The organism is Pseudomonas sp. NFX15, from assembly GCF_049132105.1.
Taxonomy (GTDB): domain Bacteria; phylum Pseudomonadota; class Gammaproteobacteria; order Pseudomonadales; family Pseudomonadaceae; genus Aquipseudomonas.
The window spans coordinates 13,750-30,915 of the sequence record NZ_JAFMPV010000044.1 but is presented as its reverse complement, the minus strand read 5'-3'; the positions used below and the strand labels follow the sequence as shown (position 1 = coordinate 30,915).

The window sequence follows — 17,166 nt, the reverse complement described above, 5'->3', positions numbered from 1 at the left end:
TGGCGAGGCATCGTCAGTCGGGTTCGCTGGCCGATGCACACAGGACAGTTGGAAGGCATAAACAATCGAATAAAGGTCATCAAACGGATGGCGTACGGTTACCGGGATAGCGAATTCTTTTTCATGAAGATCAAGAGCGTCTTTCCCGGTAATCCGTGAAGAACCTTTTTTTTGCCTATTTCACGGGCGTCGGGGGTCACCTCACTTCCGCCCCGGACGCAGCCTCCTGTAGGAGCTGGCTTGCCAGCGATGTTCGTTAACGACAACGCGTGTGAACCGGATGAATGCGTCGCACGTGAGTCCTTCGCCAGCAAGCTGGCTCCTACAGTTTCCCGGGATTGCGTGGACAATCTTTTTTTGCCTGCGAATGGGTGCCCGTCACGGCTCTACCTGCGCGATGCCCCCTTGCGGTTGTTCGGGCAACAAACAGCCCTTGGCCATCCACGGGCAGTTCCGGGCCCAGCGATAACCGGACTCCAGCTCGCCCCGGTCGTCGTAATAGGCCAACCTGAGCTGGCTGGCGCTCAGGTCGAGTTTGGCAAAACCCGCACGTGTGGCCGTAAACGCGCTATCGGATGTTGGCCCATTCAGCGCATTCAGGCGCTGGCCACCCGCCCCGGAAATCACCCACGCCGGCTCGCCCGCACGTAACAGCAGTTGCTGATTGTGGTCATGGCCGGACAACAGCAGGTCGACATGATTGCGCTCCAGCACCGGCAAAAGCCGTGTGACCAGTTCAGACTCTTCACCATGTTTGCCCTGGTTGCGCACCGGATGATGAGACGCCGCCATTCGCCATACAGGGGCCGGGCCAGGCGCCTGGAACGCCTGGTCGATCAAGTCGATTTGCTGCTGCAAACTTTCACGCGGCGCCGAGGTATCGAGGAACACCATGCGCACCAAGGGTCGCCCATCGACGTTACCGAAATCCTTGATGTAGAAGTTGGTCGGCATCTGCCAGCGCCCGGACCCTTCGTGCTGTTGGCCGTACTCGATCTCGTACTGTTGCGACAGCGGATAATCGTGATTGCCCAGCACGGCGTAGAACGGAATGTGGCTGAGCCAATGGCCTGAATAGACGCGTTCGAATCGGGTCAGCCAACGATAGTCGTGGGTCCCGCTCAATGGCTTGCCGTAGAAGTTGTCGCCCAGGAATACCACCATGTCCAGCCGCCCCTCTCGCGACGCGACCCGCTCCATGGCGCGCCCCACCCGCCACTGCTGCAAGTCGCCGCTGCCCTGGTCGCCCACGGCGATCATCGACACCGAGGCAGGGTCCAGATCACTCAACGGAACATACGGCGCTGGCGCGGTGAACAGCCAATACCCACCGGCCGCCAGTATCAGAGTGCAAGCAATGCCAGCCCCCCATACGAGCCTGCGGAGCATCCAGTGTTTTGCAGAAACCGAAGTGGAAGGTGTGCGTTTCAATGGACGACTCACTGGGCTCGGAAGGCCACACAGAGGTGGGAAAAATGAAGCTCGATCTACCCCCTCACTAGATCACGGCACTTGTTCACGTTTTGTTAAGAAGTCGTTCCGTATACTTTTTTTTCCGGGTTGTTTTTCAGCCTTTCTTTTTCGGTAGCCAGAAGTCATGTCGCGCCCTGTCCCACTCCTGTTTGCACTGTGTTCTCTGTTGTTTTTTTTCGCGCTTGGCAACCATCAACTGCAAGGCTCGACAGAGGCGCGAGTGGCCGGCATTGCCATGGAAATGCACCTGGACAACGACTGGGTGACACCGCGTCTGTTCAGCGAACCCTTCCTGGAAAAACCGCCCCTGAGCCTATGGTTCGATGCCGCTGCGATTCGTGCTTTTGGCGGGACGCCGTGGGCGGTGCGCCTCACCTCAGCATTCGCCGGGCTGTTCAGCGTGATGCTGTTGTACGCGATGCTGCGCCGGCTCGGCCGGCCCGTCAGCGTGGCGTGGACCGCGGCGATTCTGCTGGCAACCATGGCCAGTTACTGGAGCAACGTGCGCGGTGTCGGCGAGGATGCATTGCTCGCGCTCGGTGTGAGCACGGCGTTGCTGGCGTTCCTCGCCGGGCAACGGCAGCCGGGTATCGGCAATGGCTTGCTGTTTGCGGCCGGGATGGCCATCGCAACCTTGAGCAAAGGCGTCTTGGGCCTGGCCATGCCCGGGGTGGTGATCTTCGCCTACCTGCTGAGCACTAGCCTGATGGACAAACGCCTGAACCTGTCGGGCTGGCTGCGTCCCGGTTTGCTGACGTTGCTGGGCCTGGTGCCCTTGGTGATCTGGCTTGCCGTGTTGTATCAGCGCGGTGGCGCGCATGCCGTCGCCGAGGTGCTGCTGACCAACAGCGTCGGGCGCTTCAGTGGCTCCTTCGTCGAGGCCGGGCATTACGAACCGTTCTACTACTACCTGGCCAAATTGCCCGAGGCGTTTTTGCCCTGGAACATTCTGGTGTACCTGGGCCTGTGGCATTTCCGTAGAAGCCTGGTGAGCAACCGTTACTTGCTGTTCTTCTGCCTGTGGCTGCTGGCGCAGTTTGCGATGCTGAGCCTGGCCTCGAGCAAGCGCACTGTGTACCTGATGTCGCTGACACCGGCCGCAGCGGTCATTGCCGCTGAATATGCCGCTGTCCTGCTTGAACGCCTGAAAGCACGGGAAGGTTCTGCGACATGGCTTGGCCGTATCGCCAGCCATCGCAATGGGTTGATGGCCGGGATTCTGGCCGTGGTCATCGGTGGATACTTTGTGGCGGCGCAATGGGCGGCGCCCTGGGCTGACAGCTCCCTGTCGTTCCTGCCGTTGACCGAGCAAATCCAGTCGATGCAGGCCAATGGGCAGCAAGTCGCGCTGTTCCAGGCCAACGAGCGAGTGGGCGGCGCCAGCGTGTTCTACACCCGCAGCCTGCTCAAGGGGCTCAGTACCGAGGCGCAGCTGCATACGTATCTGGACGCCTCGCCCAGCCACATCGCCCTGCTCTCGGGCGATACCGAGCCGGCTGCGCCGTTGAAGGTAATCAAGACCATGAAGGTCGGGCGCCAGTCGTACTACTTCGTCGGGCAGTGAACACCCGCCCTTTGTAGGAGCAAGCTTGCTCGCGAAGGGGTCATTCCAGTCAATAGAGATAGTGGCTGGACCGACGCTTTCGCGAGCAGGCTCGCACACAGGGGATCGACGTTGTACTGACTTCCTGGTGGGACAATAAAAAACCCGCCGCCCTTTCGGGGTACGGGTTTTTTGGGTTCAGCGCTGACTCAATTCACGGGTTGAGTCTGGGTCGCCGGCGCCGCTTGCTGCGCCTTGGAGAGCACCGGCTGTTCCAGCCTCGCTCGCCCGTAGAACGCCAGCGCCGTCAGTAAACACGCCAGCCAGACGAAGATCCCGGCCCAGAACGTGTGGGACATGTAATGCCAGCCCTGCAACACCCGCGTCGTGCCATAGATGAAACCGAGGGCCAGCGAGCCGTACATGATCGCTTTCGAATAACGCCAGCGATAACGGCGCGCCACGAAGTACAGCGCCAGCATGGTGAACCCGCCCGAGGCATGTCCGCCCGGCCAGCAGCGACCGTCACCGGCGGTCTTGAGCAGTTTGAAATTCTCGTACCACTCGACGTGCTGCATCTTGCCGCCGTACAGCGTCGTCTCGATGGGGCAATACACGCTGGTGTGGCCCTTGAGGTAGTGAATCACCCCGGTGCTGATTGAGAACGCGAACACCACAAACAGAAAATCGCGACGGTGGCGAGTCGCAAAGCGCAGGACCGGCGCGACTTTGATTTTCTCCAGGAAGGCGATGATCTTCGCGTGCTTTTCGGCCTTAAGGCGCGGCCAGAGAAACGACAGCAAGGCACCGATGATCGCGATTTCGCCGGTCCAGTTCGGAATGATCCGCGCCCATTTGTGGGTGATCTTTTCGAACAGATGGACCTTGTCCAGCGGGAACGTCTGCGTCACCGGATCATAAAAGTGATTATTGAAGGCGACGTCGATCGAGGTCATGTCGAACATCAGGAACACCGCGACCGCACAGGCCAGCGGGATACCGAAATTCACCCAGTAAAAGCGGTAGCGGGAAGCGGTCAGCATTGTGAATCCTGATTCAAAAGAGAAGGGAAAGACTCAATGAGCGGTCACCGAGCTCCAGTCAGCAGCGTCAATGAAGCCAAGCATGCGCGGAGTCTGCGGGGTTTCGGCAGAAATAAACAGAGAGGCGCCATAACCCAGTGTCGAAGGCGATAGCTTGAGGTCTTTTTCCAGCTGGTCCATGCACTCGCTGTGGGTCACCAGGATCAGGTTGCGCCCGGCCACTTTGTGCGCCAGAGCATCGCGCAGCATGGTGCCCTTGCAACTGATCAGCCAGTCTTCGCCGGTGCCGACCTTGTTGAACATGAAGTTGGCGGTCTGCGCCGTGCGCAGGATCGGGCTGTTGTAGATGTCGGCCTTGTCCAGCCCCAGACGCTGAAAGTGCGCACCGACGCTCAGGGCGACACCGCGGGAGCGTTCGGTAATGCCATCGTTGCCGGCCAGGCAAGGGGCCGAGGTGTGATCGCAGCGCTCGACGTGGCGAACCAGCACGATCATGTCGCCCTTGGCCCAACCACTCATCAGCGCCTGAACGCCGGCCACGTTGCCGTGTGCCAGGTCCGGTACGCCGGCAGGTCGCAGCAGGAACACGGTCAACGGGATGACCAGCAGCGCTGCGGCCACCACCACCGCCGCTTTGCGATAACGGGCGAAACGGTTCAGATCGATCGAGCGTTGTTTCCCGAACAGACTCAGTCTTAATTCCACATCAAGCCGCCTCGCCGGCACGCACCACCTCATTAGATCCCGGCAGGTTAAAGAAGGGGTCGTTGGCGACAAGTGAAACGCATGTGAAAAAAAGCTTAAAAGCACGGAAAAACCTTGTAACAGGATCCGGGAAGCAAAAACCTTTCAGCTCCAGCGATTGCGGCCGATACATCCTGCTTACATAGCTTGGCGGCCTCCAAAAAAAACAATCTTCCAGCCAACCGACGATAAAGCAGCACTACGTTCCTGGAGGAATTTGATGAATAGCTGGTTTGGCAATATCAGCGTGAACCTGAAACTGGGCCTGGGATTCGGCCTGGTCCTGGCACTGACCTGCGTCCTCGCCCTCACCGGCTGGACCAGCCTGGGCGGGTTGATCGACCGCAGCAACTGGATGAGCGACATCACCCAGCTCAATGCCGGCCTCACCAAACTGCGCGTGGTTCGCCTGCAATACATGCTGACCAACGGCGACGAAACCGCCGCCCAGAGCGTGCAGAGCACCCTCGAAGCGTTCTCGGCCCAGCAACAAGCGCTGCTGGCCAAGTTCAAGAGCCCGGAAAACCTCAAACTGTTAAGGGAACAAGGCGCGGTCATCGACGCCTACAAGGCGTCCCTGGCGAAAATGCGCAACGCTTATCGCACCGGTATCAGCGCCCGCGACGCCATGAGCGCCAACGCCGAAGCCGCCAACACGCTGATCAATGACATCAACACGCGCGTGCAGCAAATGCCGTTGAGCGACCAGCGCTTCGAACAGTTCCAGGCCATCACGGCAGCCAAGGAAGCGTTCCTGCTGACCCGCTACGAAGTACGCGGCTACACCGCGACGACCACCGCCGACACTGAGCAAAAAGCGGTCAGCCAACTGGAGGCGGCCATCGCCAGCCTGACCGCGTTGAACGCGCATTTTGCCGACACCCAGCCAGTCGCCCTGCGCCAGCTGGAAACTGCACTGGGCAACTACCGCAGTGCCTTGCAGGCCTACAAGGCAGCGAGCATCGACGCGGTGCAGGCGCGCAAGGAAATGACCGACGAGGGCGCGGCCATCGTGTCCCAGAGCGATCAGCTGTATCAGATCCAGCTCGACCGCCGCGACGCCGAAAGTGCCCAGGCGCGCACCTTGCAACTGGTCAGCACATTGCTCGCATTGCTGGTGGGCCTCATTGCCGCCGTCGTCATTACACGCCAGATCACCCGCCCCTTGCGCGAAACCCTGGCGGTGGTCGAGCGCATCGCCAGCGGCGACCTGACCCTGAACGTGCAGGTGACCCGCCGCGACGAACTCGGCGTGTTGCAGCAAGGCATCGCACGCATGGGCGTGACCCTGCGCGACCTGATCAGCGGCATCCGCGACGGCGTGACCCAGATCGCCAGCGCCGCCGAAGAGCTGTCGGCCGTGACCGAACAGACCAGCGCCGGGGTCAACAGCCAGAAAGTCGAAACCGATCAGGTCGCCACTGCCATGCACGAGATGACCGCCACCGTGCAGGAAGTCGCGCGCAATGCCGAACAAGCCTCGCAAGCGGCCGCCGCAGCGGACGGTGAAGCCCGTGAGGGCGACAAAGTGGTCAACGAAGCCATCGCCCAGATCGAGCGCCTGGCCAGCGAAGTGGTGCGTTCCACTGAAGCCATGGGCGTGCTGCAACAGGAAAGCGACAAGATCGGCAGCGTGATGGATGTGATCAAGGCCGTGGCCGAACAGACCAACTTGCTGGCGCTCAACGCCGCCATCGAAGCGGCCCGAGCCGGTGAAGCCGGACGTGGCTTTGCGGTGGTGGCCGATGAGGTCCGCGGCCTGGCCCAACGCACGCAAAAATCCACCGAGGAAATCGAAGGCCTGGTGGCCGGTTTGCAGAACGGCACGCAACAGGTGTCTGCGGTGATGAACAACAGTCGCGTGCTCACCGACAGCAGCGTGGCCCTGACCCGCAAGGCCGGCGAATCACTGGAAAGCATCACCCGCACGGTGTCCAGCATCCAGTCAATGAACCAACAGATCGCCGCCGCCGCCGAGCAGCAAAGCGCCGTGGCCGAAGAGATCAGCCGCAGCATCATCAACGTGCGCGACGTCTCCGAACAGACCGCGGCGGCGAGCGACGAGACGGCCAAGTCCAGCGTCGAACTGGCGCGCCTGGGTGGTCAGTTGCAGCAGTTGGTGAGCCACTTCCGCGTTTGACATTTGCTTTGCAGTGAATGAACGATCCATTCGCGGGCACGCTCCCACAGGTAACGCGCCGAACATAAATTTATGTGCGACCCAAAAACCTGTCGGAGCTAGCCTGCTCGCGATGACGGTGCATCAGGCAAATAACGATGTTGACTATGCCGCCGTCATCGCGGGCAAGCTACCCAGCCGTTCCAGCGTCGCATGCGTGTGTCCTTTTGCGGTTCTGATAGTGATATTTCCGGCCCCCATACGAGTCAGCCGGCCGAAAGAGTCACGGTCGCATGCGGCCAGTTCGAGTAGCCAATTGAGTCAAAGTCGCGCCGCACCCGCCATTTACTTTAGCCGTGGTTTCAAATTACCTTTCAGGGCATTCCCCCCCCCTGCAGGCCTTGATCAAAGGAAACGATCATGCAATCCCTCGGCTTCACGTCCGTTCCGCCGCTGCTCAAATACCTGCGTCACGCCGAACAACTGGGCATGGCCATCGAGCCTGCGTTGGCGGCTGCCGGGTTGCAGGCTCAGCAGTTGAGCGACAACAGCCTGCGCTTGCCGGGTGAAGCCCATGAACGGCTGCTCGATTATTTCTGCGAACACTCGGGCGATGTATTGTTCGGTCTTAACGCCGCGCGGTTTGTGTTGCCCAACTCCTGGAGTGTGCTGGGCTACATCACCATGAACTGCGCGACACTGGGCGATGCCATGAGCCGCATCATGCCGTTCGAGAAACTGGTGGGGGACATGGGCGTCAGCCGCGCCGAGGTGCAGGACGGCGAGGTGCACCTGATCTGGACCTGTCGCCATCAACGCCCGCGCATTCGTCGGCATCTGGTGGAAAACGTGCTCGGCTCCTGGCTGCAATACGCACGCTGGATCGCCGACACGCAACTGTCACCGGCCGCGGTCTGGCTGGAACATGCGCGCCCGGCCGAGACGACGCAGGAACAATACGAGCAGTTCTTCGACTGTCCGGTGCTGTTCGACCAGCCTTATTCAGCGCTGATCGTGCCGCTGCCGTACTTGCAGTTGCCGTTGCGCCAGGCCGATGCGCAATTGCTGCGCACCCTGGAAGAACATGCGCAAGGATTGATGGCCACGCTGGAAGACGCGTCGCTGGAGCAGCGGGTCAAAAGCATCCTGCGCCAGTTGCTCAAGGAGGGCCTGCCACGAAAGGAACAGGTCGCCGAGCAGCTCGCCGTGTCGGTGCGCACGCTGCAACGCCAACTGCAAAAGGCCGGTACGTCATACCAGCAAATCCTCGATGACCTGCGCCAGGAGTTGGCCGAGCATTACCTGCTCAATAGCACACTGCCGATCCAGGACATCGCCCAATACCTGGGTTTCACCGAACCGCGCTCATTCCACCGCACGTTCAAAAGCCGACGCGGGATGCCGCCTGGCGAGTTTCGCCAAACCCACCGGGCGCCGAACGAAGGCTGAGGGCTAGAGACTGATGGCATTGGTGAACACCAACCGATTGCCGAACGGGTCGGCGATGGTCATGTCCTGACTGCCCCAGGGCATGGCCTGAATCTGCGGATGGGAAAATTTGTAGGCCTTGGCCAACAGTTGCTGCTGAAATTTCTCCAGCTCGTCGGTCTCGATCCGCAGCGCAGAACCCGGCGTGCTGTCGCCGTGGTGCTCGGACAGGTGCAGCACACATTCGCCACGGGAGATTTGCAGGTACAGCGGGAAATTCGCTTCGAAGCGATGCTGCCAGTCGATCTTGAACCCGAGGAAGTCGACGTAGAATTCCACGGCCTTGGCTTCGTCGAAAATACGCAGGATCGGAGTGGTTTTGCCGAAGCTCATCGAATTGCTCCCAGACAATGAAGGACCTGTAGGAGCGAGCTTGCTCCTACAAAATACGTGACCGAACCGCAATGATAGCCGGTCTGATGTCAGCAATTCGGCGTGAAAACGCCAATCTTTAGTCTCAAAGTGCCACTACTGTGACGCAGTGTTCGAAACGTCACTGAAACCCTGCACGCAAATCCCCTTCCCGCGCCAGGAACCGCCCTACCCTGCGCCCGTTGGCCTGGCCATCGCGGTAGCTAAGCACACCGTTGACCCATACCCCCTCGATGCCTTGCGCTGCCCGCTGCGGGTCGTTGAAGTCGGCGACGTCGCGAATGGTCGCCGGGTCGAACAGTACCAGGTCCGCCCAATGCCCTTCGCGGATTTCGCCGCGCTCCTGCAAACCGAAGCGTGCCGCCGACAGGCCGGTCATCTTGTGCACCGCGGTGTGCAGCGGGAACAGCCCTACGTCACGGCTGAAATGTCCGAGCACCCGAGGGAATGCGCCCCACAAGCGTGGGTGCGGAAACGGGTCTTCCGGCAAGCCGTCGGAACCGACCATCGACAGCGGGTGCGCGAGAATCCGGCGCACATCGGCCTCATCCATTCCGTAGTACACCGCACCGGCCGGTTGCAACTGGCGGGCGGCATCGAGCAACGACAGATTCCATTCGGCGGCAATGTCCATCAGGTCGCAACCGCCCATTTCCGGGTGCGGCGTCGACCAGGTGATGGTGATGCGATGGGCATCGGTGACTTGCTTGAGATCGAGGGTCGAAGAGCTCGCCGCATACGGGTAGCAATCGCAACCGACCGGGTGGGCTTTCGCCGCTTCTTCGAGGGACGCCAGTAGCTGCGGACTGCGCCCCCAGTTACCGGCACCGGCACATTTGAGGTGGGAAATGATCACCGGGCTCTGCGCGTGGCGGCCGATTTGGAACGCCTCGTCCATGGCCTCCAGCACCGGTTCGAATTCGCTGCGCAAATGAGTGGTGTAGACCGCGCCGAACGCGGTCAACTCTTCGGTCAGTTGCATCACTTCCTCGGTGGAGGCCGAGAAAGCGCTGGCATAGGCGAGGCCAGTGGACAGGCCCAGTGCGCCGGCCTCGAGGCTCTCGCGCAGTTGCTCGCGCATCGCGCTGATTTCATCGGGCGTGGCGGTGCGGAACAGGTCGTCGAGGTGGTTGCTGCGCAACGCCGTGTGGCCAACCAGCGCGGCGACGTTCAGTGTGGTGTTCGCCGCTTCGACCGCCGCGCGGTAGTCGCGAAAAGTCGGATAAATGAACGCCGCGGCGGTGCCGAGCAGGTTCATCGGGTCCGGCGGATCGCCGCGCAAACTCACCGGCGACGCACTGATGCCGCAGTTGCCGACAATCACCGTGGTCACGCCTTGGCTGAGCTTGGGCAACATCTGCGGCTGACGAATCACCACGGTGTCGTCGTGGGTGTGTACGTCGATGAAACCCGGCGCCAGTACATGGCCCTGCGCGTCGACTTCTTCAGCTGCGTGGGCATCGCGCAGGTCGCCGATGCGCTCGATGCGACCGTTGAGAATCGCCACCTCGGCGGGGTAACCGGGGCGGTTACTGCCGTCGATGATCAGGGCATTGCGAATCAGTGTGTCGTACTGCATGTCAGTCTCCCAGCGGCAAGTGATCGTCGCCGCCACGGTATTCGTCGAGGGCGAGTTTGAATCGCCGTCTCTGTCAATCGTGCTGCATCCGGGCGCGCTTGAGCAGTTTCTTGCAGCGTTCAGACAGGTGCAGCACCCGCAGGTGTTTGCCGGCCTTGGCGTAGCGCTCACGCAAAGTGCCCAGCGCGGCGATGGCCGAGTAGTCGACGAAGCTCAGGTGACGGCAATCGAGTGTCACCTGCGCCGGGTCGTTGGCCGGGTCGAACTGATTGAGAAACGGCGTGGTCGAGGCGAAGAACAGCGTGCCGTGCACCCGGTACAACTTGCTGCCGTCGTTCTCCAGATGGCTGTCGGCGTACAGCTGCCGGGCCTGCTGCCAGGCAAAATTCAGCGCCGCGATGATGATGCCGCACAGCACCGCCGTGGCCAGGTCGGTGAACACGGTAATCATAGTCACCGCAATGATCACCAGCACATCGTTGAGCGGCACTTTGTTCAGTACGCGCAGCGAGGCCCAGGCGAAGGTCTGCTGCGATACCACGAACATTACCCCCACCAGCGCGGCCAACGGAATGCGCTCGATCAGCGGCGACAGGAACAGAATGAACAGCAGGATCGACACCCCGGCCACCACCCCGGACACACGCCCGCGACCACCGGAACTGAGGTTGATCACGGTTTGGCCGATCATCGCGCAACCGCCCATGCCGCCGAACGCCCCGGACACCACGTTCGCCGCCCCCAGCGCCACGCACTCGCGATCCGGGAAGCCGCGGCTCTCGGTGATTTCGTCGGTGAGGTTGAGGGTCAGCAGGGTTTCCAGCAAGCCGACCAGCGCCATCAGGATCGCGTACGGCGCGATGATGCGCAGGGTGTCGAGGTTCCACGGGATGTCCGGCAGCGCCAGCGTCGGCAAGCCACCGGCAATGTGCGCCATGTCGCCCAGGGTGCGGGTCGGCAGGCCGAGCAGGTACACCGCCAGGCCCACGCCGAGGATCGCCACCAGCGCCGGCGGCACGGTGCGGGTCAGGCGCGGCAGTACGTAGACAATGGCCATGGTCACCGCGACCAGCCCGATCATCATGTACAGCGGCGTACCGCTCAGCCAGGCTTCACCGCTCTTGAAGTGCTCCAGCTGCGCCAGGGCAATGATGATCGCCAGGCCGTTGACGAAGCCGAGCATCACCGGGTGCGGCACCATGCGCACCAGTTTGCCGAGCTTGAGCAAGCCGAACGCCATCATGATCAACCCACCCAGCACCACCGTGGCCAGCAGATACTGCACGCCGTGTTGCACCACCAGCGCGACGATCACTACGGCCATCGAGCCGGCCGCGCCGGAGACCATGCCCGGCCGCCCGCCGAACAGCGCGGTCAGGGTGCAGATGATGAACGCGCCGTAGAGCCCCATCAACGGGTTGAGATGGGCCACCAGCGCGAACGCGATGCACTCGGGCAACAGGGCAAAGGACGTGGTTAGCCCGGCCAGGACATCGGCGCGTAGACGTTTTGCTTTCATGGAAGGACCGCACACAGGGAGAGACTGGAAAAGAGTGTGCGGATGTTACGGAATTGGTGGCGACCCGGCCAGTTAATGGGTGGCTGAAAACGCCATCGCGGGCAAGCCACAGGTTTCGCGTCGTGCGCCAACCTCGCGAACGAAGCAAATCCTGTGGGAGCGTGGCTCGCCCGCGATGAACGATAACGCGGTCTAAAGCGAACTCACACCATCTCGTCGCGAATCCACGCCACCACCGACGTTCGCTTCGGCGCCCAGTCCAGCAATTCCCGCGCCTGCTTGCCGCGCACCCGGCTATTGGAGCCCAGCCCATAGTTGGCCATCTCATAACCCCACTCGGCTTCTGCATCCTTGAGCGCCCAGTCCTGCGGCTCGCCCAGATTCAGTGCCTTGGCCATCGCCGTGCTCATGTCGATGAACGACGCTTCGCCGCTTTCCACGAAGTAGAACGTGCCGGGGACATTTTTAGTCAGCGCCAGCAGGTACAGGGCAACTACGTCCTCGATGTGCACGTTGGACCAAATATTCTGCCCCGGGCCGACATGGCGCACGACGCCGCTTTTACGTGCCTGTTTCAGCAGTCGCGGCAACTGCACGCTGTCGCGATGCACGCCCAGGCTATGGCCATAGATCAGCGTGTTGCAGATCACCGCCGAGTTCACCCCGTCCATGGCCGCCGCCAGGATCAGGTTGTCGATGGCTACCCGCGCCGCCTTGTCGACGGTCGGCTTCGGCAGTTTGTCTTCGAAATAAATGACATCACTGGCTTTGCCACCCGAAGCATCGCCGACGATGCTCGAACCGCTGGTGTGCAGGAACACTTTGCCAGAACCGCGCAACGCATCGAGCAAGGCCTCAACCGCGCCACGATGATCGCTGCTGGCGGCGTTGATCACCGCATCCGCAGCCAGCGCCTGATCGGCCAACAGCGCAGAGTCGTCGAGGGTGCCGATCACCGGGGTGATGCCCAGTACGCGCAATTGCTCGGCCTGTTCGGCGCTGCGCACCAGCCCGGTAACCGTGTGGCCGGCTTGAATCAGGCCGGTGGCGATGGAGCCGCCGATAAAACCGGCGGCGCCCGTGACGAACACATTCATGGAGAAACTCCCTGCGGGATAAGTGATGCAAGGAGTATCGGGCAGCAATCGCGGTGGAAAAATGCCCGCCGGCCCAAATCACTTTTGCGCAAAGGTCACGAATCAACCCTTGAAGTCGACGCTCGCATACTGCGCCAACTTGCCCTGGATAAAGTCCAGGAAACACTGAATGCGCAAGGCCAGCTGCGAGTTGCGGTAGTACACCGCGTTGATCGGCTGGCGATAGCCACTGTTGAATTCGGCCAGCAGCACTTTCAAGCGTCCGGCACGAATGTCATCGATGGTCATGAAGTGCGACAGGCTGGCGATGCCTTGACCTTGGAGCGCGAGATGGCGAATGGTTTCGCCACTGGAGGCGCTGATCGACGCCTGGATCGGCCAGCGATCGCCATGCACGTAGCGCAGCGGCCATTGATTGAGACCTTCGTTCTGGGTGAACCCCAGCAGCGTATGGTCGGCCAGGTCGGCCACGGCATGCGGCGCGCCGTACTGTTCCAGGTAGGCCGGGCTGGCGACGATGTGCAGCGGGCTGCTCCCCAGGGATCGGGCATGCAGCGTCGAGTCGGTCAGGGTGCCAATGCGAATGGCGATATCGGTGCTCTGTTCCAGCAGGTCGATGATCAAGTCATTGCTGTTGAGTTCGAGTTGGATGTCGGGGTAGAGCCGGCGGAATTCATCGATGTAGGGCACGATGGCGTGCAGCATGAACGGCGATGCCGCGTTGATCCGCAGACGCCCGGACGGCGTTTGCTGGCGTGAAGTCAGGCGCTCTTCGAGCTCGTCCATCTGATCGAGAATGCGCTTGGCGTGCTCGAAGAAATACTTGCCCTCTTCGGTCAAATCCATGCGCCGCGTGGTGCGGTTGATCAACGTGGTGTCGAGCTTGGCCTCCAGCCGCGACAGCGTACGGCTGACCGCCGAAGGCGTTTGCCCGACCTGATCGGCCGCCGCAGAAATCGACCCGCATTCAATCACGCAGACGAAAATCTGCAATTCATCGGATCTGGCTTTCACGTGTATCCCTTATCAATGGTCCTGGGCCGTTCTACTGTGCAACGCAAATCCAATGTGGCGAGGGGGCTTGCCCCCGTTCGGCGGCGAAGCCGTCGTAAAATCGACATACGCGGTGTGTCTGAAGCTGCGCGCGCACCGGTTTTGGGTCCGCTTCGCGCACCAACGGGGGCAAGCCCCCTCGCCACACAGCTCCCTCGCCACATAAGCCCCTGGCTCAGGCTCTCGATAGTAGCTGACAGTCATGCCTTCAGGCCAAACACCTCGGTCAAATGCTGCGCATAGCGCGCCACGTCGCCTTCGATGTTCGGACGCTTCATCACGTCCACGCAGAGGAACGTCGGCAAACCGGTCATGCCGAGGAACTCGTTGGCCTTGTGGAACGGGAAGTACACCGCGTCCACGCCTTTGGCCTCGAAGAAGTCGGTCGGGTCGTCGAAGGCCTGCTGCGGGGCGTTCCAGGTCAGCGACAACATATATTGCTTGCCATGAATCAGGCCGCCGCTGCCGTACTTCTGCGACGCGTCCGAACGAGTGCGACCGTCGCTGGCATAGAGGCTGCCATGGCCTTCGGTGAAGACTTCGTCGATGTACTTTTTCACGGTCCACGGCGCGCCCATCCACCAACCTGGCATCTGGTAAATGATCACGTCGGCCCAAAGGAACTTGGCCACTTCTTCGGCGACGTCGTAGCCCTCTTCGATGAAGGTGGTTTTGATATCCATACCACCACGATCCAGCACGCTCAGCGCGGCTTCATGCAGGGTGGTGTTGTAGCGACCGTCGGAATGGGCAAATTTTTTGCCGCCATTGAGCAACAGGACTTTTTTCATGGGGATCTCGCAAAGGGTCGGGAATCGGATGGCGGCAGATTAGCGACCGGTCTCGCGCGGAGTAAGCGTCCATTGGGCAAAATTCATTTGATCTAAAAGCAAGAATCAACAGGTGATTGTTGCCTTAGACTGGCGCCCATTCTGACTTGAGGAGAGTTGTCGATGAGTGAAATCCAGGGCTTCATCCTGCACGCCAAGACCCGCCCGGAAAAATCCGACGCCTTTGAGGCGTTTTTCAGCGGCTATGTAGAAGCCAGCCGAGCCGAACCCGGCTGCATCGAATACCATATGCTGCGCGACAAACAGGACCCGAGCCTGTTCATCTTCTACGAAATCTGGCAATCCCAGGCCCACCTCGACGTGCACTCAAACCTGCCGCACATGAAGCAGTTTCTCGAACAGCGCGACGAGTACCTGGAGCGCGATTTCGAGATCCGCGCCATCGAGATGATCAGCCCGTCGTCCGCTAGCCGCTGATCAACAAGTGCCCGCCCAGTACGCCGATGCCAATGAAAAACACACGTTTGAACAGCACGGCGCTGATCCGCTGGCGCAACATTTGCCCCAGCCACATGCCGAGCATGGCCGGGACCAGCGCCAGCAGCGATGCACTCAACTCACCGCCACCCAGCGCGCCGCGCCATAGCAAGCCGCCCGCCAGGGCCAGGGTCGAGACGGTGAACGACAGGCCCAGTGCCTGCACCAGTTCGTCCCGGCTCAAGCCCAGCGCCTGCAAGTAAGGCACCGCCGGAATCACGAACACGCCAGTGGCTGACGTGATGACACCGGTCAGCACGCCGCACAGCAGGCCGAGCCAGCCTTCGCGCCGAGGCTCAACGCGCAAGGTGGGCAGGAACAAACCGCTCAGCGCATACAGCAACAAGGCCGCGCCCAACCCTCGCACCACCCAATAACCGCCGCTCATGCCAATCCACAGCGTACCGGCCCCGGTGCCGATGAAAATCGCCAGCAGCATCGGCCAGAGTCGTTTGATCAACCCAAGCAAGTGCCCGCCGAACGCCAGTTGCCAGACGTTGGTGAGGGTTGCCGGAATGATCAACAGCGCGGCAGCCTGCGACGGTGCCATAGCCAGACCGAGCAAGCCCATGGCAACAGTGGGCAGGCCGAGGCCGATCACGCCTTTGATCATGCCGGCCAGCATAAAGGTTCCGATCACCAGCAAGGAAAGGGCCAGGCCGAGGTTTTGGTAAAACGCAGAGAGTGTGTTCATGGGGGTATGGTGAGCCCGCCGCAGTGGTTTGAAAATCTGCCATATACTGAGGCTGCCTCTCCAATAACAAGAGGCTGATATTTTTGGCAAGGCCACCGGCCTCTTCGCGGGCGAGCCCACTCCTACTGCGGTTATGTGTCGTTCACCAATCCCCTGTAGGAGCGAGCTTGCTCGCGAAGGCGCCCTCCCAGACAACACATATGTTGAGATTGCTGAAATGCACTTCGACCTGACCGACCTACGCCTGTACCTGAACATCGTCGACAGCGGCAACATAACCGCCGGCGCTGCCCGCAGCCATCTGTCGCTCGCGGCGGCCAGTGCACGGATTCGTGCCATGGAAGCATCGCTGGGCGTCGAGTGCCTTCAGCGCAATCGTCGCGGGGTCAGCCCGACGCCGGCCGGCAATGCCCTGGCACGACACGCCCGGGTCCTGTTGCAACAGGCCGAACGCCTGCAACAGGAACTGGCCGAATACGCCCAGGGCGTCAAAGGCCAGGTGCGACTGCTGTGCAATACCACGGCAATCACTGAGTACCTGCCAGAGTTGCTTGCAGACTTTTTGCGCGGTCATCCCAACCTCGACATCGATCTGCAAGAGTTGCCCAGTGCTCGCATCACCCATGCCTTGCGCCAGGGCGCGGCGGACCTGGGCATCGTTTCCGACGCGGTGGACACCGACGACTTGCAGACCCGAGCGTTCCGCGATGATCCGCTGGTGCTGATCATGTCTCGCGAACATCCCTTGGCACAGGCAGCCTCGGTGAGGTTCACCGACACGTTGCATCACGACTACGTCGGCCTGAATGCCAACAGCGCGCTGGCGGTGTATCTGGAAGAACAGGCGCTACACGCCGGCCTGCGCATGCAGATCCGCATCCGCGCCGATGGTTTCGACGGGGTGATGCGCATGGTCGCCCGTGGAGCGGGGCTGGCGATCGTGCCGTTGGCGGCGGTCGAACGCTGGTCCAGCGAAACGCCGCTCAACAGCCTGCGCCTGCAAGAGCCCTGGGCACAGCGCAAGCTGTTGATCTGCGCCCGCGACTTTGCCGCGTTGCCCGCTTATGCCCAGGCGTTGCTGCAAGCGCTGAGCTAGCCGAGAGCGCGTTTCTGG

Annotated in this window: 16 protein-coding genes and 1 pseudogene; 7 read left to right on the top strand and 10 right to left on the bottom strand. The window is 61.3% G+C overall.

Features of this window, described 5'->3' with window-relative positions; genetic code table 11:
• Positions 1-159, top strand: a 159-nt coding sequence (locus J1D76_RS27175) for a transposase (RefSeq protein ID WP_421141429.1), incomplete at its 5' end; no start/stop codon positions are given.
• Between the two features lie 219 nt (positions 160-378).
• Here J1D76_RS27175 and J1D76_RS27170 read toward each other — a convergent pair.
• Positions 379-1,389, bottom strand: coding sequence for a metallophosphoesterase (locus J1D76_RS27170; protein ID WP_421141425.1), 1,011 nt, complete (start codon positions 1,387-1,389; stop codon positions 379-381).
• A 208-nt stretch (positions 1,390-1,597) separates the two neighbouring features.
• Between J1D76_RS27170 and J1D76_RS27165 the strand changes: the two genes are divergently transcribed.
• Positions 1,598-3,037: an ArnT family glycosyltransferase gene (locus J1D76_RS27165; RefSeq protein ID WP_421141424.1), complete on the top strand. Its 1,440-nt coding sequence runs from the start codon at positions 1,598-1,600 to the stop codon at positions 3,035-3,037.
• Positions 3,038-3,225: 188 nt separating this feature from the next.
• On the opposite strand, the gene J1D76_RS27160 is transcribed toward J1D76_RS27165, so the two are convergent.
• Positions 3,226-4,059, bottom strand: coding sequence for a phosphatase PAP2 family protein (locus J1D76_RS27160; RefSeq protein WP_421141423.1), 834 nt, complete (start codon positions 4,057-4,059; stop codon positions 3,226-3,228).
• 33 nt (positions 4,060-4,092) lie between these two features.
• Positions 4,093-4,764 (bottom strand): histidine phosphatase family protein, encoded by a 672-nt coding sequence (locus J1D76_RS27155; RefSeq protein WP_421141422.1) that lies wholly within the window; start codon positions 4,762-4,764, stop codon positions 4,093-4,095.
• A gap of 259 nt (positions 4,765-5,023) precedes the next feature.
• Between J1D76_RS27155 and J1D76_RS27150 the strand changes: the two are divergent.
• From J1D76_RS27150 to J1D76_RS27140, 3 genes and pseudogenes are all read left to right on the top strand, one after another.
• A pseudogene (locus J1D76_RS27150) lies at positions 5,024-6,037 on the top strand (methyl-accepting chemotaxis protein); the annotation flags it as partial.
• 42 nt (positions 6,038-6,079) lie between these two features.
• The gene (locus J1D76_RS27145; protein WP_421141427.1) at positions 6,080-6,943 is read left to right on the top strand and encodes a methyl-accepting chemotaxis protein; all 864 of its coding nucleotides are present in this window, start codon (positions 6,080-6,082) and stop codon (positions 6,941-6,943) included.
• 399 nt (positions 6,944-7,342) lie between these two features.
• A complete protein-coding gene (locus J1D76_RS27140) occupies positions 7,343-8,371 on the top strand; it encodes an AraC family transcriptional regulator ligand-binding domain-containing protein (protein WP_421141420.1) in 1,029 nt (342 codons plus the stop codon).
• A gap of 3 nt (positions 8,372-8,374) precedes the next feature.
• Here J1D76_RS27140 and J1D76_RS27135 read toward each other — a convergent pair whose 3' ends face one another.
• The 6 genes from J1D76_RS27135 to J1D76_RS27110 all read right to left on the bottom strand — a co-directional run bounded on the left by J1D76_RS27135 (position 8,375) and on the right by J1D76_RS27110 (position 14,821).
• Complete coding sequence (locus J1D76_RS27135) at positions 8,375-8,743, bottom strand: glyoxalase superfamily protein (RefSeq protein WP_421141419.1); 369 nt, start codon at positions 8,741-8,743, stop codon at positions 8,375-8,377.
• 160 nt (positions 8,744-8,903) lie between these two features.
• The gene (locus tag J1D76_RS27130) at positions 8,904-10,361 is read right to left on the bottom strand and encodes an N-acyl-D-amino-acid deacylase family protein (protein WP_421141418.1); all 1,458 of its coding nucleotides are present in this window, start codon (positions 10,359-10,361) and stop codon (positions 8,904-8,906) included.
• 73 nt (positions 10,362-10,434) lie between these two features.
• Positions 10,435-11,880 carry a SulP family inorganic anion transporter gene (locus J1D76_RS27125; protein ID WP_421141417.1) on the bottom strand — a complete coding sequence of 482 codons (1,446 nt, stop codon included), beginning with the start codon at positions 11,878-11,880 and terminating at the stop codon, positions 10,435-10,437.
• Positions 11,881-12,083: 203 nt separating this feature from the next.
• The gene (locus tag J1D76_RS27120) at positions 12,084-12,977 is read right to left on the bottom strand and encodes an NAD-dependent epimerase/dehydratase family protein (protein WP_421141416.1); all 894 of its coding nucleotides are present in this window, start codon (positions 12,975-12,977) and stop codon (positions 12,084-12,086) included.
• A 102-nt stretch (positions 12,978-13,079) separates the two neighbouring features.
• On the bottom strand, positions 13,080-13,991 hold the full coding sequence (locus tag J1D76_RS27115; protein WP_421141414.1) for a LysR family transcriptional regulator: 912 nt from the start codon (positions 13,989-13,991) through the stop codon (positions 13,080-13,082).
• A 239-nt stretch (positions 13,992-14,230) separates the two neighbouring features.
• Complete coding sequence (locus J1D76_RS27110) at positions 14,231-14,821, bottom strand: NAD(P)H-dependent oxidoreductase (RefSeq protein ID WP_421141413.1); 591 nt, start codon at positions 14,819-14,821, stop codon at positions 14,231-14,233.
• A gap of 162 nt (positions 14,822-14,983) precedes the next feature.
• Between J1D76_RS27110 and J1D76_RS27105 the strand changes: the two genes are divergently transcribed.
• On the top strand, positions 14,984-15,298 hold the full coding sequence (locus J1D76_RS27105) for a putative quinol monooxygenase (protein WP_421141412.1): 315 nt from the start codon (positions 14,984-14,986) through the stop codon (positions 15,296-15,298).
• On the opposite strand, the gene J1D76_RS27100 is transcribed toward J1D76_RS27105, so the two are convergent.
• Entirely contained in the window at positions 15,288-16,052 is a 765-nt protein-coding gene (locus J1D76_RS27100; protein WP_421141410.1) for a sulfite exporter TauE/SafE family protein, read from the bottom strand. The genes J1D76_RS27105 and J1D76_RS27100 overlap by 11 nt on opposite strands.
• Positions 16,053-16,269: 217 nt before the next feature.
• On the opposite strand from J1D76_RS27100, the gene J1D76_RS27095 reads away from it, so the two are divergent.
• Positions 16,270-17,148, top strand: coding sequence for a LysR substrate-binding domain-containing protein (locus J1D76_RS27095; protein WP_421141408.1), 879 nt, complete (start codon positions 16,270-16,272; stop codon positions 17,146-17,148).
• The last annotated feature ends 18 nt before the right edge of the window (positions 17,149-17,166 follow it).